This is a genomic window from Bacillus sp. JZ34 (genome assembly GCF_053903205.1).
The window spans coordinates 3,172,140-3,193,621 of record NZ_CP096403.1 but is presented as its reverse complement, the minus strand read 5'-3'; the positions used below and the strand labels follow the sequence as shown (position 1 = coordinate 3,193,621).

Annotated in this window: 23 protein-coding genes and 1 pseudogene; 13 read left to right on the top strand and 11 right to left on the bottom strand. The window is 47.7% G+C overall.

Going from position 1 to position 21,482, the window contains the following annotated elements; all coding sequences use genetic code 11:
* Positions 1-38 precede the first annotated feature (38 nt).
* Positions 39-1,580 (top strand): fatty acid--CoA ligase family protein, encoded by a 1,542-nt coding sequence (locus M1D90_RS16175; RefSeq protein ID WP_039072636.1) that lies wholly within the window; start codon positions 39-41, stop codon positions 1,578-1,580.
* On the opposite strand, the gene M1D90_RS16170 is transcribed toward M1D90_RS16175, so the two are convergent.
* Entirely contained in the window at positions 1,551-1,997 is a 447-nt protein-coding gene (locus M1D90_RS16170; protein ID WP_020450817.1) for a hypothetical protein, read from the bottom strand. The two genes, M1D90_RS16175 and M1D90_RS16170, sit on opposite strands and share 30 nt — an antisense overlap.
* Positions 1,998-2,124: 127 nt before the next feature.
* On the opposite strand from M1D90_RS16170, the gene M1D90_RS16165 reads away from it, so the two are divergent.
* The 4 genes from M1D90_RS16165 to M1D90_RS16150 all read left to right on the top strand — a co-directional run bounded on the left by M1D90_RS16165 (position 2,125) and on the right by M1D90_RS16150 (position 5,037).
* Positions 2,125-2,676 carry a helix-turn-helix domain-containing protein gene (locus tag M1D90_RS16165; RefSeq protein WP_003180313.1) on the top strand — a complete coding sequence of 184 codons (552 nt, stop codon included), beginning with the start codon at positions 2,125-2,127 and terminating at the stop codon, positions 2,674-2,676.
* Positions 2,677-2,688: 12 nt separating this feature from the next.
* Positions 2,689-3,405: an AzlC family ABC transporter permease gene (locus tag M1D90_RS16160; protein ID WP_003180314.1), complete on the top strand. Its 717-nt coding sequence runs from the start codon at positions 2,689-2,691 to the stop codon at positions 3,403-3,405.
* Positions 3,398-3,709 (top strand): AzlD domain-containing protein, encoded by a 312-nt coding sequence (locus tag M1D90_RS16155; protein ID WP_009328928.1) that lies wholly within the window; start codon positions 3,398-3,400, stop codon positions 3,707-3,709. Before M1D90_RS16160 ends, M1D90_RS16155 begins: the two co-directional genes overlap by 8 nt.
* A gap of 71 nt (positions 3,710-3,780) precedes the next feature.
* Positions 3,781-5,037, top strand: a complete 1,257-nt coding sequence (locus tag M1D90_RS16150; RefSeq protein WP_020450818.1) for a M48 family metallopeptidase — start codon at positions 3,781-3,783, stop codon at positions 5,035-5,037.
* A gap of 57 nt (positions 5,038-5,094) precedes the next feature.
* Here the strand turns inward: M1D90_RS16150 and M1D90_RS16145 are convergent, their stop codons facing one another.
* A complete protein-coding gene (locus M1D90_RS16145; protein WP_023856571.1) occupies positions 5,095-6,231 on the bottom strand; it encodes a S8 family peptidase in 1,137 nt (378 codons plus the stop codon).
* 385 nt (positions 6,232-6,616) lie between these two features.
* Here M1D90_RS16145 and M1D90_RS16140 point away from each other — a divergent pair, with 385 nt between their 5' ends.
* The 4 genes from M1D90_RS16140 to M1D90_RS16125 all read left to right on the top strand — a co-directional run bounded on the left by M1D90_RS16140 (position 6,617) and on the right by M1D90_RS16125 (position 10,736).
* Positions 6,617-7,546 carry a DMT family transporter gene (locus tag M1D90_RS16140; protein WP_128822846.1) on the top strand — a complete coding sequence of 310 codons (930 nt, stop codon included), beginning with the start codon at positions 6,617-6,619 and terminating at the stop codon, positions 7,544-7,546.
* A gap of 109 nt (positions 7,547-7,655) precedes the next feature.
* Positions 7,656-8,633: an ABC transporter substrate-binding protein gene (locus tag M1D90_RS16135; RefSeq protein ID WP_105979095.1), complete on the top strand. Its 978-nt coding sequence runs from the start codon at positions 7,656-7,658 to the stop codon at positions 8,631-8,633.
* Between the two features lie 82 nt (positions 8,634-8,715).
* The gene (locus tag M1D90_RS16130) at positions 8,716-9,714 is read left to right on the top strand and encodes a FecCD family ABC transporter permease (protein ID WP_023856573.1); all 999 of its coding nucleotides are present in this window, start codon (positions 8,716-8,718) and stop codon (positions 9,712-9,714) included.
* Positions 9,714-10,736, top strand: a complete 1,023-nt coding sequence (locus tag M1D90_RS16125; protein ID WP_035339053.1) for a FecCD family ABC transporter permease — start codon at positions 9,714-9,716, stop codon at positions 10,734-10,736. The genes M1D90_RS16130 and M1D90_RS16125 overlap by 1 nt, the downstream gene beginning before the upstream one ends.
* A 30-nt stretch (positions 10,737-10,766) precedes the next feature.
* On the opposite strand, the gene M1D90_RS16120 is transcribed toward M1D90_RS16125, so the two are convergent.
* The 7 genes and pseudogenes from M1D90_RS16120 to M1D90_RS16090 all read right to left on the bottom strand — a co-directional run bounded on the left by M1D90_RS16120 (position 10,767) and on the right by M1D90_RS16090 (position 17,630).
* Positions 10,767-11,339, bottom strand: coding sequence for a histidine phosphatase family protein (locus M1D90_RS16120; protein ID WP_456282874.1), 573 nt, complete (start codon positions 11,337-11,339; stop codon positions 10,767-10,769).
* Between the two features lie 107 nt (positions 11,340-11,446).
* Positions 11,447-12,538: an acetyl-CoA C-acyltransferase gene (locus tag M1D90_RS16115; protein WP_456282873.1), complete on the bottom strand. Its 1,092-nt coding sequence runs from the start codon at positions 12,536-12,538 to the stop codon at positions 11,447-11,449.
* Positions 12,535-13,968 (bottom strand): AMP-binding protein, encoded by a 1,434-nt coding sequence (locus M1D90_RS16110; protein WP_240635794.1) that lies wholly within the window; start codon positions 13,966-13,968, stop codon positions 12,535-12,537. Before M1D90_RS16110 ends, M1D90_RS16115 begins: the two co-directional genes overlap by 4 nt.
* A 13-nt stretch (positions 13,969-13,981) precedes the next feature.
* Entirely contained in the window at positions 13,982-14,533 is a 552-nt protein-coding gene (locus M1D90_RS16105) for a biotin transporter BioY (protein WP_396279072.1), read from the bottom strand.
* Positions 14,534-14,680: 147 nt separating this feature from the next.
* Positions 14,681-15,478, bottom strand: coding sequence for a methyl-accepting chemotaxis protein (locus tag M1D90_RS16100; protein ID WP_409333862.1), 798 nt, complete (start codon positions 15,476-15,478; stop codon positions 14,681-14,683).
* Between the two features lie 9 nt (positions 15,479-15,487).
* Positions 15,488-15,859: pseudogene (locus M1D90_RS16095) on the bottom strand (protoglobin family protein); the annotation flags it as partial.
* 220 nt (positions 15,860-16,079) lie between these two features.
* Positions 16,080-17,630 (bottom strand): FAD-dependent oxidoreductase, encoded by a 1,551-nt coding sequence (locus M1D90_RS16090; RefSeq protein ID WP_050821016.1) that lies wholly within the window; start codon positions 17,628-17,630, stop codon positions 16,080-16,082.
* Between the two features lie 120 nt (positions 17,631-17,750).
* Between M1D90_RS16090 and M1D90_RS16085 the strand changes: the two genes are divergently transcribed.
* Positions 17,751-18,608, top strand: coding sequence for an SDR family oxidoreductase (locus M1D90_RS16085; protein WP_020450827.1), 858 nt, complete (start codon positions 17,751-17,753; stop codon positions 18,606-18,608).
* Positions 18,609-18,676: 68 nt separating this feature from the next.
* Here M1D90_RS16085 and M1D90_RS16080 read toward each other — a convergent pair whose 3' ends face one another.
* Positions 18,677-18,910: an IDEAL domain-containing protein gene (locus M1D90_RS16080; RefSeq protein ID WP_020450828.1), complete on the bottom strand. Its 234-nt coding sequence runs from the start codon at positions 18,908-18,910 to the stop codon at positions 18,677-18,679.
* A gap of 272 nt (positions 18,911-19,182) precedes the next feature.
* On the opposite strand from M1D90_RS16080, the gene M1D90_RS16075 reads away from it, so the two are divergent.
* Positions 19,183-19,761 carry a competence protein ComK gene (locus M1D90_RS16075; RefSeq protein ID WP_081303456.1) on the top strand — a complete coding sequence of 193 codons (579 nt, stop codon included), beginning with the start codon at positions 19,183-19,185 and terminating at the stop codon, positions 19,759-19,761.
* On the opposite strand, the gene M1D90_RS16070 is transcribed toward M1D90_RS16075, so the two are convergent.
* Positions 19,755-20,120, bottom strand: coding sequence for a hypothetical protein (locus tag M1D90_RS16070; protein ID WP_105980857.1), 366 nt, complete (start codon positions 20,118-20,120; stop codon positions 19,755-19,757). The two genes, M1D90_RS16075 and M1D90_RS16070, sit on opposite strands and share 7 nt — an antisense overlap.
* A gap of 207 nt (positions 20,121-20,327) precedes the next feature.
* Between M1D90_RS16070 and M1D90_RS16065 the strand changes: the two genes are divergently transcribed.
* A complete protein-coding gene (locus M1D90_RS16065; protein ID WP_020450831.1) occupies positions 20,328-20,939 on the top strand; it encodes a TVP38/TMEM64 family protein in 612 nt (203 codons plus the stop codon).
* Positions 20,940-20,951: 12 nt separating this feature from the next.
* A complete protein-coding gene (gene lepB, locus M1D90_RS16060) occupies positions 20,952-21,470 on the top strand; it encodes a signal peptidase I (protein ID WP_020450832.1) in 519 nt (172 codons plus the stop codon).
* The last annotated feature ends 12 nt before the right edge of the window (positions 21,471-21,482 follow it).

Below are 21,482 nucleotides of genomic sequence, written 5' to 3'. Positions count from 1 at the left end.
AATGAATGGTCATTCATTCATTTTTAAGGGGTGGGAGAATGAATTTAGTTTCAAAATTAGGGGAAACAGCTCAATCAAAGCCTGACAGAACCGCTTATATTTTTGGGGAACAGACGGAAACATACGGGGGATTACAGCAGAAAATTGATTGCTTTGCAGAAGGTCTGCGCGAAATCGGGGTGGAAAAGGGAGATCATGTTGCTTTGCTTCTCGGCAATACCCCGCATTTTGTGATTGCGTTTTACGGTGCGCTGAAGGCCGGAGCCGTTGTCATACCGATCAATCCGGCCTATACGCCGACTGAGATCGGCTATATGCTGACAAATGGCGACGCAAAAGTGATCGTGGCTCTGGGACAGCTGCTTCCGCTTTACGAAAAGGTGCATGAATCCCTTCCGAAAGTCAGCTGCGTCGTGCTTTGCGAAACGGGAGAGCCGCTTCGCGAACCGGAAAGCACTGAGGTTAAGATGAAATTGAAATCGTTTACAAACATTATGAAACCTCCTGTCCGGCCGTTTCCTGAAATCGACGCCGAAGATACGGCCGCCATCCTTTATACGTCAGGAACTACGGGAAGACCAAAAGGGGCGATGCTCACACATCAAAATCTATTTTCGAATGCAAATGATACAGCCCGCTATCTAACAATGAATGAATCTGACCTTGTCGTCGCCGCCCTGCCGATGTTCCACGTTTTTTGTTTAACGGTCTGCATGAATGCGCCGCTCATGAACGGCGCAGCGATTTTGATCGTGCCGAAATTCAGCCCCGCCGAAGTTTTCAAGCTGATTAAAAAGCATCAGGCGACGATCTTCTCAGGCGTGCCGACAATGTACAATTACCTGTACCAGTATGAAGGGGCGGATGAAACCGGTTTTCGATCCATCAGGATTTGCATCTCAGGCGGAGCAGCCATGCCTGTCGCTCTCCTGAAAAGTTTTGAAGAAAGATTCGGCGTTCTCGTTTTAGAAGGCTACGGTTTGTCGGAGGCTTCTCCTGTTACATGCTTTAACCCGTTCAGCACCGGCCGCAAGCCAGGATCGATCGGCACGAACATTCTCAATGTGAAAAACAAAGTCGTCAATGAAATCGGGGAAGAGCTGCCTGCCGGTCAAGTCGGGGAGTTGATCGTTAAAGGGCCGAATGTTATGAAAGGGTACTACAACATGCCGGAAGAAACGGCCCATACGATTAAAGACGGATGGCTGTATACAGGTGATTTGGCAAAACGGGATGAAGACGGTTATTTTTATATCGTCGACAGAAAAAAAGACATGATTATCGTCGGCGGCTATAATGTCTATCCGAGGGAGATCGAAGAAGTGCTCTACCTTCATCCGGAAATCGCAGAAGCGGTGGTGATCGGAGTGCCAGACCCGAATACGGGAGAAGCCGTCCAGTGCTATGTCGTTCCGAAGAATAAAACGCTGACAGAGGATGATGTCTTGTCGCATTGCAAAAAGCATCTTGCCAAATACAAGCGCCCGGCGGCAATCGTCTTCATGGATGAAATACCGAAAAATTCGACCGGCAAAATTTTAAGGCGCGCTTTAAAAGACATTTTGACAAATCAATCTTGACACGTTAAAAGGGACGCCTGCCGCGTCCCTTTTCTGCAGTTCTCTGAGAAGAGCGTCTTTTTCCTTTTGTCGGAGAACAAAATATGTGCCCTCCTCTTCTTTCAGGATGACGGCTTCATCTTTCTTCAGCCAGACGGTGAAGTGAACGCGATGTGTGTCGGTCATGCTGATGTATCCGTGATACGCCGGAGAAGGCAGGCTATGCGCCGACTTTTCTTTCATTCTTTTCCCTTTGTTAAATGTATCAAGCAGAACGCCTATGTTGTGCCTATCTTTGATGCTGACCGTTTTTTCGCTGTCATCTGCCTGCTTCAAGATGATTTCTTCGGCATTTCTTGAGTCGAAAGGCTCCGCCATCAAGTGGAATACATAAAAGACAGTGATAGATAAAATACCGAAAAAAAGTATGATCCCCATTATTTTTTTCAGAATGATCACCTCAGGCTATTTATTTTCTCCGTTTAATGGCTTTTCATCCTAAAAAATTATGCTATAATGTTCAATAAATTATACAAATGTTCAATTTATTGAGAGGAGGCAGAAGATGAATTCGATTGAAAAACAAGTCGCAGAAAACATAAAGAGGCTGCGAAAAGTCCGCAATTACAGTCTTGATCAATTGTCATCGATGACTGGCGTCAGCAAAGGCATGCTCGCGCAAATTGAAAAAGGCTCTTCAAGTCCGACGATCACAACTTTGTGGAAGATCGCAAACGGGCTGCAAGTATCATTTACTTCCTTGGCAGAAAAGCCCGCGGGGGAGCCGACGGTCGTCAGAAAGCATGAGAAAACGCCCGTTTTGGCCGGAGAAGAAAAATACGCGGCATTTCCGCATTTTCCCTTCGACCAGAAAAAGAAGTTTGAAATCTTTTATATTGAACTTGCGCCCGGCTGTGTACACGAATCAGAGCCTCACCACGGAGGGATTGAAGAGTATGTGCTCGTCTCTAGAGGAGCGATCGCGGTGACGGCGTGTGATTACACCTGCAGCCTGAACGAAGGCGATGCGATGCATTTCACCGCAAACACCGTGCATACGTACGAAAACAACACGGAACAAACGGCATCATGTTATACACTCATTTATTATCCGTAAAGAGGTGTCAAGATGGAAAAGCACGATTCACTCAACTTTCTAGACGGGCTTCGTTCAGGGGTTTCCCTTGCCGTCGGCTACATTCCGGTCGCTTTGACATTCGGGCTTTTGGCGAAAACAACGGGGCTGTCGCTTTTTGAAACGTTTTTGATGAGCGCCCTTGTTTTCGGAGGAGCGTCCCAGTATATGTCTTTAAGCATGCTCGCCGTTCAGACGGGAATCATCGAAATCGTTATGACGACGTTCATTGTGAATATCAGACATTTTTTATTTTCGGCGACTTTGAATCAATTGGTAGAAAAAGATTCGCCTTGGAAAAAAGCGTTTTACTCATTTTTCGCGGTGACAGATGAATCGTTTGCCGTCGCTGCTCTAAGAAAGGAAAAGCTAACGACCGGGTATATGATCGGCCTCGGTTCGATCGGATATGTAAGCTGGGTTTTTTGGAGTGCGGCCGGGCATTTTGCAGGGGCCGCCATGCCGGCTGTTCTCCAGGAAAGCATGAGCATCGCCCTTTATGCCATGTTTATCGGATTGTTGGTGCCGCCTTTGAAAAAACAGCGAAAAGTCCTGCTGCTGGCGGGGGCGGCTGCGTTATTCAATACCGTTTTCCAAATGAACGGAATATTGTCGGCAGGATGGTCGATCGTCTGCGCTACGCTTTTATCCGCCGTCCTGATTGAATGGCTGTACCAATTTAGAACAGAGGGGAAGAGAAACTATGTTTAGCCCGATCATCTGGATGATTATCGGCATGGCTGCCGTTACATATGTGCCGCGGATGGTGCCGCTCATTGCTTTTGAAAGCCTGAAGCTTCCCGGATTTTTGGAGCGCGTGCTGAAAAATGTGCCGTACGCCGTCTTAGGGGCTCTCATTTTTCCGGGAGTTTTTTTGGTGCAAAGCGGTATGCTCTACGGACTTGCCGGCGCTCTTATCGCATTTTTATTTTCCTATTTTGGAGCAAGCGTCATAGTCGTCGTGATGGGGACGATTTTGACGCTCGCAGGCGCCGGCCTCTTGCTCTCATTGTAAGGCTTGGTTCTAACTTTCGCATGAAAAGCTTACAATAGAAGTAACTGCTATGTGAGAGGAAGTGATTCGCCATGCGGAAATGGATCGCGGGAGCCGGTCTCCTGTATGTGCTGTACGGCCTTTTTTTCTATTGGTATCTCTTTATGGCCGGTGAACCCTCCGTTCCTGAGGCGCTGAAAGGGACAAGCGCAGACCCGGCGGCATTTATGAACGAAAGAGAACTCATGCTGACGGAAGAGTACTCGAAAATAAAGGACTTTATGTTTTTTATCCGGATTCCGTTTGAATGGTTTTTATTTTTTATATTGTTGATTGCCGGTTTATCCAGGAAAATGAAAAATTGGGCGGAGCAGACCTCGAAGAGGAGAAGCATTCAAATCACGGCATATGTTTTTGCTTTGTTTCTGATCGTCACGATCGTTTCTTTGCCGCTTGACTGGATCAGCTATCAATATTCGCTTGACTACGGCATATCAACCCAGACAACCGCGAGCTGGATCAAAGACCAGGTGATCGACTTCTGGATCAGTTTTCCGATAACGGCTGCGGCGGTGATCGTCTTTTACTATTTGATCAAAAAGCATGAAAAACGCTGGTGGTTTTATGCCTGGTGTCTGACGGTTCCGGTTACGCTGTTTTTATTTTTTCTCCAGCCGGTTGTCATTGATCCTTTATACAATGACTTTTATCCGCTGAAAAATAAAGATCTTGAACAAAGCATTCTGAAGCTGGCCGATCAGGCGGATATTCCTGCGAATCACGTCTATGAAGTGAACATGTCTGAAAAAACGAATGCGTTAAATGCCTATGTAACAGGAATCGGCGCCAATAAAAGGATTGTGCTCTGGGATACCACGCTGAACAAGCTGGATGAGCCGGAAATTTTATTCATCATGGCGCACGAAATGGGACATTATGTGATGAAGCATGTTTACATAGGACTTGGCGGGTATCTGCTTTTATCCCTTGCTGTCTTTTATGTGATCGACAAGCTGTACAAGCGGATCATCGGCCGCTATGGAAGAAGCCTTCATATTGCGGGAAAATCCGATCTAGCCGCACTTCCGCTTCTTCTGATGCTGATGGGGGTTATCTCTTTCGCGTCGTCTCCATTTACGAACGCAGTTTCGAGGCATCAGGAAAAAGCTGCTGACCAGTATGCGATTGAACTGACGCAAAACAGCGATGCAGCGGTTTCGACGTTTCAAGAGCTCTCAAAAGCCGGGCTGAGCGAGGCAAACCCGCCGTTTCTCGTCAAGATTTTTAAATACGGCCATCCGACGATCATGGAACGAATTCAAAATATTGAACAACCCTCATCAGAATGAAGAAAAAGCTAGTGCTAAAAACACTAGCTTTTTCTATATGCTATTTGTTAGAATATGTTATTGAGCGGCAGCTTCGACATTGATCAGACCTTTCCCATAGTAGAAGGAGCTTCCCAAATAAGTCGCCGTGCTGGAGAGACGGTTGCGGACTTGTGAAGCTGAAAGGTTCGGATGTTTTGACAAGATCAAAGCTGCTGCTCCCGCTACATGAGGAGAAGCCATTGACGTTCCGTTCAATGTTGCATAAGTGTTCGTTGGGTAAGTGCTGTATACGCCTGCGCCAGGAGCCATGACTTCAAGCTCTGCTCCCACACTGGAAAATGAAGCTCTGTTGCTGTTAGAGTCTACCGCACCAACTGCGATGACAGAATCGTATTTCGCAGGATAGCCAATTGTATTCGTGTTTCCTGAAGATCCGCTGTTCCCTGCTGCAGCTACAACGACAACCCCTCTTGCATATGCATTGTCGACTGCCTGTTTCATCGCTGTCGAGCCTGATGCTCCCCCAAGGCTCATATTGATAACATCCATGCCGTTTGTTGTCGCCCACTCGATTCCGCTTACAATGCCGCTGTATGATCCGCTTCCGCTTGAATTCAGTACTTTAACCGCGTACAAGGATACGCTTGGCGCAACGCCTAATACACCCGTTGTATTGTCAAGCGCAGCTACTGTACCGGCAACATGTGTGCCGTGTCCGTTGCCGTCGGTGTTATAAGCTTCGCCAGCCACAAAGCTTGCTCCGCCGACTACGTTCAAGTCCGGATGAGAAGCTTGGATTCCTGTATCCAGGACGGCTACTTTTACATTCGCTCCCTTAAAGCCTTGAGCCTGCACTTTGTCCGCTTTAATGAGAGGAATGCCGTAAGGAACGGTTTGCGCCAAGGCATGGGCCACATGATCCTCTTCCACATAAGCGACATCCGGATCATTTTTGACTTCCTTAAGCGCTTCTTTGTCTAGCTTCGCTTTTGCCGCGTTGATGATTCTAAACTGCTTGTCCACTTTTCCGCCGCTCTCTTTGATGATGTCCTTTTTGACAGATGCGGTTTTCACTCCTGACTTAAATCCGACAATATAATCCTTTTCAACATTTTTCGCCGGTTGAGCAGCAGAAGCGGAATCGCTGAATGCCATCGTGAACACGAGCATGAAGGCCGTCAGCATCCCAAGCCAAAAACTCTTTTTCCTCATCATTACTCACTCTCCTCCTCTTTATTCAGAATAATTGAAATAGAAGGATAATATAATCTATTCCAATTATTCTGTTAATTTATTATAGAAAAAAAATGAATTATATGGTAGGCCTATTTTTTTGGAGGACCAATTTAAAATTTTTTGGTTATTAATAACTGTTTTAGAAAAATGTTCAGTTCGAAAGTATGAATAGACCGCTTCAGCCTGGCAGGGAAAGAGGTCCCGAGGGCCGCGAATGACAGGAGATTGCTCCATCTGATTCATTTTATGAAAATACTATTCATTTATTTTATGAGATCATTTTTTGCCGAAGGAGGTTGCGGCCTTGTCGATCATCTATTAAAATATGCAATATATCGCATACAGAAACGGGGTGAAAGATATGAAATCAGGTCATGTGAAAGGCGTATTGATGGTGCTTGCAGGGGCTTCATTGTGGGGATTATCGGGAAGCGCTGCACAGTACATATTTGAAAGGGGAGCGGTTGAAGCCGGCTCGCTTGTCTCTGTCAGGCTTCTGGCATCGGGAGTCATTCTCTTGTTATATGTTTCAATGAAAAACGGTTTTCAACATGTGTGTCGGATATGGAAGAAAAAAACAGATATTTGTTCGATTTTAGTATTTTCCATTTTTGGAATGCTTGCTGTTCAATATACGTTTTTTGCTTCAATCGAAAAGGGTAATGCCGCGGCTGCTGCAATTCTTCAATACTTGGCGCCTTTTTTCGTATTGTTTTACCTATATGTTAAAAAAGAACTTCCGCCTAAGTGGAAAGATGCCGTACTTACTTTATTGGCGCTTTTCGGCGTGTTTCTTCTTTTGACAGGCGGAAGGCCGGACAGTTTGTATATTCCGGCCGAGGCCGCCGTTTGGGGCATTTTGTCCGGTGGAGCGCTTGCTTTCTATACGGTTTTTGCAGGAGGATTAATTCAATCGTTCGGTGCTTTGACGGTTACGGGATGGGGTATGCTCGTCGGAGGGGCCGGAATTTCTTTTTTGTTTCCGCCGTTTCGGTTTGACCTTTCGCACATTGGGGCAGGGGAGGCGGCAGCCATTCTGTTTGTTGTATTGTGCGGCACAGCTTTGGCGTTTGCCCTATACATCGGCAGCCTTTCTTATCTTTCCGCAAAAGAAACGAGCTGCCTGAGCTGCGTCGAACCGCTAGCGGCTGTTTTGTCGTCGGCGGTCTGGCTGGGTGTGCCGTTCAATGCCTTTCAAGGTGCCGGTACGGTAATGGTGATCATCACGGTCATCATTCTTTCCCTCAGCAGTGAAAGCAAAGCGGGGGATTCCGTGAATGAACGGGTGTAGAAAGGAGAAGGAGGCTCCTTTCTTTTTTTATAATGATAATGATTATCGTTGTCATTGGTATGAAGTGTTGCTATAATAATTTCGTCTACTACCAGAAAAGGAGATACATATGAAGCACAAGTATTTTGCTATTTTATTCCTATTGATGATATCAGTGTTGACAGCCTGCTCGGGGGGAAGCGAAAGTACAAAAACCTCCAGTCAGGATTCCGTGACAGTTAAGCACGACTTAGGAGAAACGAAAGTAAAGAACAATCCGAAAAAAGTTGTGGTTCTTGAATTGGGTTTTATTGATGCGCTCCTTGATGCGGGCATTAAGCCTGTCGGGATTGCGGACGACGGCAAACCTAAGTTTATTAACGAGAAGGTCAGAGAAAAAATCAAAGGGTATACTTCAGTCGGTTCGCGCGCCCAGCCAAGTTTTGAAAAAATTGCTTCTTTAAAGCCCGATTTAATAATTGCCGATTCGAGCAGGCACAGCGGTGTCTATGATAAACTGGCGAAAATTGCGCCGACAATCGCGCTGAAAAACTTGAATGCAGATTATCAGGACACGCTTGACGCGTCTCTTACGATTGCGAAAGCCGTCGGCAAAGAAAGCGCAATGGAGAAAAAGTTGGCTGAACATAAACAAAATCTGAACGAATTGAAACAGAAATTCGGGAGCCGGAAACAGAGCATTCTTCTGCTCGGAAACACAAATGAAGCAATCACTGTGCGCGACGAAAACTTTTTCACGTCTCAGCTTCTGACGAAAATCGGCTATACATACGGTGTCAGAGACAGCAGCAAAGGCGATGGCGAAAACGGTGAATCCGTCAATATTAAAATGACGCTTGAGCAGCTGCTTGAGAAAGACCCCGACACCATTGTCCTGATGACGGGAGAAAAAGATAAAGTCGATGAAGACGGGAAAAGACCGATCGAAAAAGACCCTCTTTGGAAAAAGCTCAGCGCTGTCAAAAACGGCAAGGTTTATGAAGCCGACAGATTCGCCTGGTCGCTCCGCCGCAGTATTGACGGAGCAGATGCGCTGATAGATGAAATCGGTCAGCATCTTCTGTCTGAGGATCAAAAGAAATCTTAAGAGCCTGCCGGCTTGCTGGACCGGATGACGCATGCTTTTTACAAAAGCATGCGCTTGTTTTTTTCTAAAGGAGTGACCTGTTTTGATATATATGAAACGTTTTGCACCACTCATTTTTGTTTTTCTTTTGCTCGCGGGTTTTGCGCTTTCTGTTTCAATCGGTTCGTCAACGATTGCGCTGCCCGACATTTGGGCAGCTGTGTTTATGTACGACGGTTCAAAATTGCACGCGATTATTCAGTCCATCCGAATTCCGCGCGCCTTGGCCGCCGCATTCATCGGCGCGAATCTAGGGGCCGCGGGCGCACTGATGCAGGCGGTGACAAGAAATGCGCTGGCATCTCCGAGCATCTTCGGAATCAATGCAGGGGCCTCTCTTGCTGTCGTATGTTTGACGGTGATGTTTCCTGCGCTTGCCGCTCCCCAGACAGCGATGGGAGCCGCTTTTGCCGGCGGTGCCGCGGCCGCGCTGGTCGTGTACGCGGTTGCCTCAGTATTCAGCGAACACGACAGGGATATCAGCTTTGCCTTGATCGGTGTCGTCATTCAGGCGATCATTGCTTCGATGACGCAAATGCTGCTCATTTTTCATGAAGAGTCGACGGAAACGCTATTGTTTTGGCTTTCCGGTTCTTTAGCGGGGAGCTCGTGGGATAAGCTTCATTTGTTGATTCCGGTAAGCATTGCAGGTTTGTTGACGGCTTTGGCCTTAGGGAGGGCGGCTTCCGTCATGAGTCTCGGAGATGATGTGTCACATGGGCTGGGACAAAATGTATGGCTCAGCAGATTGTTCATCGCTTTCACTGTTGTCGCGCTGGCAGGAGCATCGGTGTCCGCTGCCGGACCGATTGGTTTCATCGGTTTGATGGTTCCTCATATGATCCGGTATCTGATGGGGGCTGACTATCGGTTCGTGATTCCGTATTCGGCATTGCTTGGAGCCGTTCTTTTGCTGTTTGCTGATATTCTGTCCCGCTTTGTTTATTTTCCGTACCAAACGCCGGTCGGAGTTGTCACGGCAATGATCGGGACGCCGTTTTTTATCTATTTGGCGAGAAGACGGAAAAAGGGGGCGGCATGATGAACAATGCGGAAAGAAAAATGAAAAGACGGCGCGGGCAATCGGCGCTTGTCCTCTCTGCGTTATGCGCCTGTTTGTTGATGCTCATTGTACTCAATTTGGCGATCGGCGATGAAAACATCGGACTGTGGGACGTAATGAAATCACTGGCAGGGCAAGGGGATGCAGGAGTCCGCTTCTTGGTGATGGAATTTCGAATGCCGCGCATCCTTCTCGCTGTGCTTGCCGGAGGGGCGCTTTCAATCGCAGGTGTAGTCGCACAATCGCTGATGAAAAATCCGCTGGCCGCCCCTGACACGCTTGGCATTACAGGAGGAGCGGGATTGGGCGCTGTGATCGTTACGGTCTTGTTTTCACAGCAAAGTCCGCTTCTGCTGACAGGCGCCGCCTTTTCAGGAAGCGTTTTGGCTGCGGCTCTCGTCTATTTATTGGCTTATCGAAACGGGATTTCTCCTGTGCGGCTGGCGCTTGTCGGTATCGCGGTCAATGCTTTTTGCCATTCGGGTATTCAGCTACTCATTTCAAGGGGGAGCCCGAATGTCAACAACGCATTAATTTGGCTGAATGGAAGTCTGTGGGGGAGAGACTGGGATGATGTACTGTCTCTTTTCATATGGTGTTGTCTGGTCATTCCTCCGTTATGGTTTGCGGCAAAACCGCTCGATATCATCAAATCAGGGGACGGGATTGCCGTCGGCCTCGGCATCCGGCTCGAAAGAACGCGATTTCTGCTGCTTGCCGGTGCGGTCCTGCTGACAGCTGCGGCTGTGACCGCCGTGGGAACAATCGGTTTTATCGGGCTGATGGCGCCCCATATCGCAAGAAAGCTGGCAGGGGCTGAAACGAGGATCTTGATTCCCGTTTCAGCGCTCGTCGGCGGCATCGTTCTTTTGATAGCCGATGCCGCCGGAAGAGGCCTTGTTCCGCCGCTTGAAATACCGGCTGGATTGATCGCAGCCATTATCGGCGGTCCGTATTTTATCTATTTACTGCGCCGCGAAGCGAGGCAGGGGAGAGCATAAAAAAGACGGCATCAACCTTGCCGTCTTTTTTTAATTTGACAAATGGTGTGAAAGATTGTAATCCTTCACATGCCATTTATTTTCATGGAATTTGATGTTGCTTAGGCATGCATTGACGAGCTTCGTATTTTCCAGGTTGATGTCGCCGTTTGAGATTTTTGACAGAAGGGCGTGTATCGCGGCTCCGTGTGCGACGATCAGCACTTTTTTGTCCGGATACCGCTCGCTGACCTTTTGAACGCCGGCCATCAGCCGTTCGGCAAGCGCTTCTTTTGATTCCTGATTCGGATATTCTTTATCGGGGTAGAGCCTCGTTCTTTCTTCGAATGGCATCCCTTCTGCATCTCCGTAATTCCTTTCGATGAAATCTTCCATTTCGATGATTTCAAGTCCCAGGTATTGATTGATGATTTCAGCGGTTTCTTTCGCTCTTCTTAAAGGGCTTGTAATGATGACGTCCCAGTCGGACCCTTTCAAAAACGCCCCGGTTTCTTTTGCCTGTTTTTGACCGGTTTCATTTAAAGGGATATCGGTTCTTCCCTGCAGTTTTCCTAAAACATTCCAGTCTGTCTCGCCATGCCGGATCAAACAAATCGCAGTCATTCTGAAAAATCTCCTTTCGATGTCGGCTTTCGCGTTTTTCGGTGATATGGCTATTATACTAAATTTAAATACAATGACTACGAATGATGACTGGAACAGAGAAAAATTCAAACGTTTTTTTCAAAAAGGAGCGCCATACCGACTCCGCCGCCGCTGCCGATCGCCGCGACGGCATACTTCAAGTTGTCTCTTCTTGCCGCTTCGTAAAACAGGCGGGTTACCAACACGGCTCCTGAAGCACCGTACGGGTGTCCAAGCGCCAAAGCGCTTCCCCTGACATTCAGTTTGTGATAGGGGAGGCCAAGCTCTCCGGCGCAGGCCGCGATTTTGACGGCGAACGCTTCATTGATCTCAAACAAATCGATGTCTTTGACAGACAGGTTTCGTTTCTTTAAGAGTTTTTGAATCGCGGGCACCGGGGAAATTTGCGGAACGTTTGGGTCGACGCCGGCGACCGCGCTGTCAACAAATCGGAGAACAGGCTGCAAGCGGAGCGCTTCCGCTTTTTCTTCGTTCATCACGACAACCGCGCTTGCGCCGTCGTGAATTCCGCAGCTGTTTGCGGCTGTTACGGTTCCTCCTTTTTTAAAGACTGGTTTTGCTCTTTCGATGATGTTTTCCAGCGGTCGTTTGCGAATCATGCTTTCATCGGCCGCCAATCCTTGAAATGGCAGAATCTCGTCGTCATAATAGCCGTTTTCAAACGCGGACTCGCTTCTTTTATAGCTTAACAGGGCATAGTCGTCCTGCATCTTGCGGGTAATGCGGTACCGATCCGCCGTCAGCTCAGCGGCAATTCCCATATCCGGATCACCCCATTCATCGGGAGAAAACCTCGCTCTTCCCGGAAAAGGGGAGAGGCTTGCACTTTCTGTTCCTCCGGCAATATAGCAGGATCCTGCCCCAGCTTGCACGAAACAGCAGGCGGTCCGGATCGCTTCAAGTCCAGCGCTGCATTGACGGTCTATCGTCATTCCTGAGACGGAAGCGGGAAGACCGGCGGCAAGCGCGGATAAACGGGCGATGTTGCCGCCCGGTCCGACCACGTTTCCGAGGATGACCTCGTCCAATATCCCGTTCAGCGGCTTTGCGAGGTGCTTGATCAGGGAGGCGGCCAGATCATGGGGCTCAGCATTTTTCAATAAGCCGTTTTGTCTGGCGAGCGGCGTTCTTTTGGCGGCCGTGATGACAGCTTTCATCTGATCACGTCCTTCAGCTGTTCTTTCAGAAGGTGACGGGCGACTTTTCCTCCAGAAGTATGCGGAATCTGTTCGAGATAGTGCCACATTCTCGGCACTTTGTACGGAGCGAGTCGGCTTTTGCAATATGTTTTAAGCTCTTTAACCGGGGCTTTACCCTTAATGACGGCTGCCGCTTTTTCTCCCCAGTAATCGTCGCGGATGCCGATTACTGCAGCTTCTTCCACTTCCGGGTGTGACAGGAGAACACCTTCAACCTCTTCGGGGAAAATATTGATGCCGCCGTAGACGATCATGCTGTTCTCCCGTCCTGTTATGAAGAGGTAACCGTCTTCATCCATCCAGCCCATGTCATCGACTGTCATCCAGCCGTTTTCATCAATCGGGGAGGCGGCGGCAGCTTCTTGGAGGTAGCCTGAAAACAGCATCGGGCTTTTCACGAAAATTTTGCCGACCTCCCCGGTTCGGACTGCTTCCCCTGAGCTTGAACGGATGGCAACGTCAACATTGTGAAAAGGCCGTCCGACAGAGTCCGGCTTCACATGAAAGTCTTCCGGAGCGGACACAGAGACGAAGCTCATCTCAGAAGTTCCATAAAAATCGAATAAAGAAAGATGCGGATGCGCTTTTTGAATCGCTTTTTTTGCCTGCCTGCTCCAATTGGCGCCTGAAGAAATGACCTTGACCGGTTTATCGATTCGCCTGTTCTCCGCTCTCAGGGCTTCAGTCATCGTCGGCACCGTGAACAGCGTTGTCACGGGATTCCGGGCGACTGCGTTTTCGAGCCGGGACGGTGAAAATTTTTTCAGAAGGTAGACGGTTCCGCCGAGATACAGCGTTGTCATTGCTCCGTATAAAAAATGCGAGAAGAAGAGCGAGCCGGGTATCACGACGCTGTCTCCGGCTGATAGCTGAAAATCCCTGCTGCTGATGCGGAAGCTTTCGATCCAGGAGCGATGCGATCTGATAAATGCTTTCGGAGCTCCGGTAGACCCTGATGTAAAGCCGATGTAAAACGGTTCATCATCAAATGTGCGAGGTTCCAGGACCAGAGCGTGATTGATTTCATCAAGGCATTCGTTCAGAAGCAGTGTTTGTTCAAGATCAGGGAACGGCTGATCCGAGATGAACAGTTCGGCTTTGCAAAGAGAAAGCTTTTCCCGGCATTCAGACGGGCTCCAGCGCGGATCAAACGGAACGGCCGTCCAGCCGGCCATCGCCGCTCCCGCGAACAGCTGCAAAAAAGGCAGTCCGTTTGGAAGCGAAAAGGCCATCCTTTTATTCTTTGTTTTTTTCGCGCTGAGCCAGCCTGCCGTCCTGCATACTAACTGGTGCCATTCCAGATAGCTGACAGACATTTCATCTATTTGAACAGCCGTTTTCTGAGGATAGCGATTGGCATGGTATTGATAAGTCTCAGTAATTGGCACGGTTTCATTCCTCCTAAGCTGCATTCCTGCTTACGTCGTTTTTGAGCGCTTTTCTTAATCTTTGCACGAGAAAGGCGGCTGCGGCGGATTTTAGCAGGTCTCCGGGTACATACACCAAGCAGAGCTTCATCGCTTCGGTGAGAGGAATTTGCATCAGAAACGCCTGGACAGGGACGCCTGCCGTGTATAACAGCAATACGCCGAATAAGAGATGAATGAAAAAGAGGTTTCGAACATGTAAAACTTTAAGTTTGCCGACGGCCCATGAGATGCAAAAAGCTGCGACAGGGTAGGCGAGCAAGTAGCCGGCGCTTGGTCCCATGAAGACGCCGATTCCGCCCCTTCCTCCTGATAGGAGAGGCAGCCCGCTTGCGACTAGCAGCAAAAAGACGATAAGACTGAGTGCCGCGTTCCGCGGTTTGTTGACTCCGCCGGCGAGCATGACGCCAAGCGTTTGAAACGTAATCGGTACGGGCGTGAACGGCAGGGAGATCGGCGGGAAAAAGCCGAGCACTGCCATGATGGCTGTGCTAAGCGAGATAAATGTCATATCTTTGACTTGCATAGTAGACTCGATTCCTTTCAAATAACGTAATAGAATCAAAGTATCACTTGAAGCTCTATAATGTCAACTTTGTTTTTGTTTAGGTTTACAAAAAGGAGATCGAAAGAAAAAACACAGGCCATGAGTTGACCTGTGTACAGGAATGATTTATTTTTTTGTCAGCTCTACGAGAGAATCGACTGAAACCGCGACTTGTGACACGGCGGCATTCACATCTTGAAGGCCGCTTAAAAATGCCTGCAGATCGCCTTCGATTCGGCCGCTTTGCTCTTTGCTCGTTTTCATATTGGAGACGATATCATCGAATAGATGATTGATCTCCGACATCTTGTCTTTGCTTTCGTTCACGAGCTGGTTTACATCTGTAATATGCTTCGTGACGATCGAGATTTGCGCGTTTGTGTTATTGACGAGCTCAGATACGGTGGAGACGGTTTTTTTCGTATCATCGGACAGCTTTCTGACTTCGTTTGCGACGACTGCGAACCCTTTGCCGTGCTCCCCCGCTCTTGCAGATTCGATCGAGGCGTTGAGCGAAAGTAAATTCGTCTGCTCGGCAATGCCTGTTACGATTCCGAAAATCTTTTCGATCTGCAGCGCGATTTCTTCCAGCTTTTTAATTTCCTGCTCGATTTGCGTCATGCTGCTTCCCATTTGATTCAGCTGGTGTTCCTGCTCCTCAAGCTCCTTTTTTCCGCCGATCGATTTTTGTTCGACAGAAACAGCTGTCTTCGTTCCGGCTCTTGACGTTTCGGCGATTTCGGACGATTTGTCGACCAATTCCTGTACAGCGCCCGTTGTTTCGGCAAATAAAGCGGCCAAAGAACCGGAAGTATCTTTGATTTGCCGGTGAAGGTCATTTTTGCTCTCTTCATCAAGTCTTCGGAGCCTTGCATGCTCGTCTTCAAAGGCCTCGAGGACGATCTGCTGTTCGATGTTGAGAATTTTGGTAACGGCTTTGACTGACCGCCTGTATTCTTCATCGGATAATGCGTTTTCAAAGATTGTCAGCATGGAAAGAAGGAGATCTTGAAATGCCCCCAGATACCATTTTGGCAAGAGCCCAATCCGAAGATGAACGTGGGCGATCCGGATTCTTTTTTCTAAAAAGGCTTCGTCGATGACACCTGAAAACATTTCCTGGATGTGGATCGTCAATGTCTTTTTGAGACGGTCAACTGAGCTGTGGTCATGGATGATCTCCATCAAAGAGTTTTCATGCTCAAGGTTTTGGTAAAACCGGGTGACGATGGTTTCGATATGTTCAGTGACTAAAGGCTTCAGCCTGCTCAGCACCCAAAGATCCTCATCCGTCAAATCGACCATTGCCAGCTGTTTTTTAAATTCTGCGTGCTGATTGAGCCTGATTCTTTTTGTTTGGTCAGGACCTTCTTCAGCAAAGAATGATCGTTCTGTCTTTCTATCCTTTTTGAATAACACGATCGTATCCCCCTGTAATCGTTAATGATAAAACTGCCGTTTTTATGAAATTTCCAGCATTTATCTTTTTATCGGCAATTTTTCATTACTTTTTAACTTGTACACCTCAGCTTTCCGGATCTTTCAAAGGTTCTACGGCAGGACCCTCGATGACATCGCCGTCGACCGAAAACCTTGAGCCGTGGCACGGACAGTCCCACGTCTTTTCTCCGTCGTTCCACTCGACTTCGCAGCCCATATGGGTGCATGTTGTGTCAACCAGATGAAGCTCGCCTTTTTCATCGCGATAAGCACCCGCACGTTTCCCGGCATGTGACACGACCGCACCTTCTCCGTTGACAAGGTCTTCCGGCTTCCTGATCGGCTGTTCGAGTTTTCCTTCGGCAAAGTGTTTTGCAACATCCGCGTTATAGGAAATGACTTTTTTGATGCTTGGATCCGGGTGGAAACGGGCCGGCTGAAAGACGGCTTGATAAGGATTGTCTTCGCCTGCGATATGGTCTGTCATCAGCTGCGCGGCGAGGGTGCTTGTTGTCATGCCCCATTTTCGAAAGCCAGTGGCGACGAGAATGCGCTTTTCTTTCGGATAGATCGGCCCGATATACGGAATTTTGTCAAGCGTGATTAAATCTTGCGCTGACCAGCGGTAAGGGATCGATTCAATGCCGAACACGCCTTCTGCAAATGATTCAAGCGCCTGATAATGCCTGATTGTATCCTCTCCCTGGCCGGTTTTGTGGCTTTCACCGCCGACAAGAACCATTTCTTCTCCGTCAATCGTCACCGAACGGAGCGAGCGTGAAGGCTGATCTATACTTAAATACATGCCGCCTGGATACGGCGTTTTCGGCTTGACGGCGAGCACGTATGACCGGCTCGGCTCAAGCCTTGCAAAATAGAAGCCTTTTTTATCATGAAACGGAAAGTGCGTGCAGCACGCGACATAATCGCTGAAGATTTGATGCCCGTTTCTTGTCAGCACTTTTGGCCGGTCGCCTTCTTTGATTTCTTTAGCAGCCGTGTTTTCGTAAATTTTTCCGCCGGCTTCCAGGACGGCCTCTGCAAGGTGTTTCAAATAGTGGAGCGGATGAAACTGGGCCTGGTTTTTCATAACAAGTCCTGCTTTCATATCGATTGGAACGGGGAGATCTTTGATGAATTCCCTGTCAATCCCGAGCTTTTGGTATGCCTCATATTCCTTTCTGATTTTTTGGACCGATTGTTCTTCAGTTGTGTAAATGCACGCGTCCTGTTCTTCAAAATCGCACGGGATCTTTTGCTCAAGCACGAGGTTTTTGATAAAGGACAGCGCCTTGAGGTTTGCTTCATAATACAGTCTCGCATTTGGCATTCCGATGTGCCCGATCAGCTCATCATAGATCAGATCATGCTGTGCAGTGATTTTGGCTGTCGTATAGCCGGTTGTTCCGTCGAGTATCCGCCCGGATTCGATCAAGATGACGCTGTAGCCTTTTTTCGTCAGTAAATAAGCAGTCGTCAGTCCGGTCATGCCGCCGCCGATGACGGCGACATCTGTTTTGACATCTTCAGACAGTTCTTCGAATTTAGGAAGATTTGTACTGTTTCTCCAATACGATTCAGGCGAGTCCGGCAGTTTTTGTTCTTGATTGCTCACAAGGTTCCCTCCATCATCCATCTGTTTTGTTCTTAAATTTTCCCAATTGAGAAATATTCATGCATGTGAAACGGCTTGTCATAAAAAAGGGGCGTTTTCATAAAATAGTAAGGTTGAATCGATGTGAAGGAGGGAATCGTTTTGAGCAAACAGCCGAAGAAAGTACTGCCTCCCCAGCACCAAACACAGCGTCCGGGATTGGAGTATTTGATGGATCCCCGGCCCGTTTTCGACCGGCCGAAACGAGAGCGGAAACTGGCCGGGAAAACCGCGATTATTACGGGAGGAGACAGCGGAATCGGCCGTGCCGTATCCGTTTTGTTTGCGAAGGAAGGCGCGAACATTGTCATTGTCTACTTAAATGAACACCGCGATGCAGAAGAAACAAAGGGGTATGTGGAAAAAGAAGGGGTCGGATGCAAGCTGATCGCAGGAGACATCGGAGACGAGGCTTTTTGCAACGATATTGTGCGCCAGGCAAAGGAAGCATTCCCAACGATCGATATACTCGTCAATAATGCGGCTGAACAGCATCCGCAAAAGGGAATCGAAAAAATTACAAGCCATCAGCTGATCCGAACGTTTCAGACGAATATTTTTTCAATGTTTTATTTGACAAAAGCTGTGCTGCCGCATTTGAAAAAAGGCAGCTCAATCATCAATACCACTTCGATTACGGCTTATGCCGGCAATGAAAGGCTGATCGATTATTCTTCGACGAAAGGAGCGATTACATCATTTACGCGTTCGCTCGCTTTGTCGCTTGTCGATCAGGGCATCCGTGTGAACGGGGTGGCACCGGGTCCGATTTGGACGCCGCTGATCCCGTCGACGTTTACGGAGAGAGAGGTCGAAATATTCGGTTCAACAACGCCGATGGAACGGCCCGGACAGCCTGCTGAAGTGGCGCCGAGCTATTTGTTTCTAGCCAGCGACGATTCTTCCTACATGACGGGCCAAGTGCTCCATGTCAACGGCGGAACGATTATTAACGGATAAAAAGGCCGGGACTATTTCATAAGCCGGCTTTTTCCGCGTAAAAAAGCCAATCCGGGAGGGATTGGCCGTTATGCGTGCTTTTTCAGCGCTGTATATTCTCTTGAAAGCTCAAGGAAAGATTGCTTATCTCCTTTGTCTAATGCTTCATTAATCTTCTTGTTCAGCGTGTGCAAACGCCGTTTAAAAAGCGATTCATCAAGGACCATTTGAATGTAGATATCCGTGATGGTTACATCAAGTTCTTTCACCTTTTGGGTATTGCGGGACTTCATGAGCTCAGCGTACGACTTTTTCTCTTTCATAAAGATTCCCCCTGATGCCTTTTTTATAGTATATGGATTACGCAACAAAAAATCAATAAGTATTTATAATTTTTAGATAATTATTCGAAGATGCGTGTTTATGAGAATAAAAGTTTGTATATTTGGACAAAGAAACACGGATTTAATCGAACAAAATATAAAAATTGCATTTTAAAAACATATTTTCAAATTAATTGGAAAAAATCCTGTCGTTTTGTAAAGGATAATGTTAGATTAATAGTATAAATTTACTAACGATTAGGAGGATCATGATGAGCACAGAGGATATGACAAAAGATACGTATGAAGTAAACAGTTCGACAATGGCTGTCCTGCCTCTGGGAGAGGGGGAGAAACCCGCCTCAAAAATACTCGAGACCGACAGGACTTTCCTCGTCAATATGAAGCCGTTTCAGATCATCGAAAGAAGCTGCCGCTATTTCGGGTCGAGCTATGCGGGGAGAAAAGCGGGCACATATGAGGTCATTAAAGTTTCCCATAAACCGCCGATCATGGTAGATCACTCAAACAATATTTTTCTTTTTCCCACATTTTCCTCAACTCGTCCTCAGTGCGGGTGGCTTTCCCATGCGCATGTTCACGAGTTTTGCGCGGCAAAGTATGACAACACGTTTGTCACGTTTGTCAACGGGGAAACGCTGGAGCTGCCCGTATCCATCACATCTTTTGAAAACCAGGTTTACCGAACGGCATGGCTGAGAACAAAATTTATCGACCGGATTGAAGGAAACGCCATGCAGAAGAGACAGGAATTTATGCTCTATCCGAAGGAAGACCGGAATCAGCTGATATACGAATTCATCCTCAGGGAGCTGAAAAAGCGCTATTGATCGGGAGCGGCTTTGAATAAATAGTACTCAAGAAGCGCGGATACCTGATTGCGGATGCGGGGATTAAAATAGTTATGCTCTTCTTCGTATCCTTCATATATAAAGGAGTACATCGTAAAGGCTTCGTCCCGTGACACTTCGTGCACCTTGATTTTCCGCCGGCGCAGTTCATTTTTCACGTCGTACAGATCGCGCTGGGCAAGCTTTAACGCCTGTTCGATCAGACGCTGATAGGGGTCTTTCAGCTTGAATGGCCCCTGCTGGATGATTTTCATGTCCCGGTTTAATATGCTGACGGTCATCGGGAGGTAAATCGCCTTTTCAATCATATCCCTGGCTTCAGCGGGAATTCTTGTCATGGCTTTTCTCCTCATTTCTTTTGTTGATAAGGAACGTTTGTTCTGTTTTTATTTTACACGAAAGACGGCCTTTTAATCAAGAACGGGAAAAAATGACTAAAATGATCAAGTTGTTTCAGACTAATACAGAAAACACCGAGACGGATGATTTAAAGTTTTTGATTTAAAGTGTAGAATAGAAGTAGACAACCGCCCTGAGGAGAATCAATGTTGGAGCAATTATTCAGCTATTTTACAGAAGAGAATTTAACAGAGTTTTTTCAGAGCTACAGGGCTTTTGGTCCTTTTGTAGCCGTTCTGCTGCCGTTTATTGAAGCGCTGCTCCCGTTTTTACCCCTGCTCGTGTTTGTTGTCGCCAATGTAAATTCGTTCGGTTTATGGCAGGGGTTCTTGTTGACGTGGATCGGGGCATCTTTAGGCTCTATAGCAGTTTTTCTTTTTATCCGCCATTTCGGCCAGCAAAGAGCACTCGGTTTTATCCGCAGGCATCCATCCGTAAAAAAACTGATGATCTGGGTGGAAAAACGGGGCTTCGGTCCGCTGTTTCTCCTGCTTTGCTTTCCATTCACGCCTTCGGCAGCGGTAAATGTTGTGGCAGGACTTTCGAGAGTCAGCCTGCTGCCTTTTTCACTGGCGGTGCTTTGCGGCAAGTTCGTGATGATTTTTATGGTGAGCTTTGTCGGCCATGATCTGAAGGCGCTTTTTACCCAGCCTTTGCGGACAGCTGCCGTGATCATCGTTATGCTGATCTTATGGTACGCCGGAAAACGGGTTGAACATCGTCTGAACGTGAGATTCAGCCAGAGAGAGAAAGACTAGGGGGACACAGAATTGAAAAAGCGTTTTTTGGTCATAGCCGGGGTGCTGCTTGTCATCGTCGTCGGAATTCAGGTCAAAAATGCCGTTTTCATTGAATATAAAGTAGAAGGCGTCAGCATGAATCCGACCTTTCAGGAGGGCAACGAACTTTTGATCAACAGGTTCGCCCACCACTTTAAAACAATCAGCCGATTTGACATCGTGCTGTTTAAAGGACCTGACAAAGATATATTCATTAAAAGGGTGATCGGGCTTCCGGGCGAAACCCTCCGGTATGAAGATGATCAGCTGTATATCAACGAAGAAAAGATCAAAGAGCCTTATCTGGACGATTTAAAGGCCGTCACCGCCGGAGGGGACTTGACAGGGGATTTTACGCTGAAGGAAGTGACCGGAGAGGAAAAGGTGCCTGAAAATGAGTACTTCGTCCTCGGGGACAACCGGATCCACAGCTTTGACAGCCGCCATTTCGGCTTTGTTTCAGACCGGGACATCGTCGGGATTGTGACGGAAAGAATTGATAAAAAGTGATTGGAGAATGCG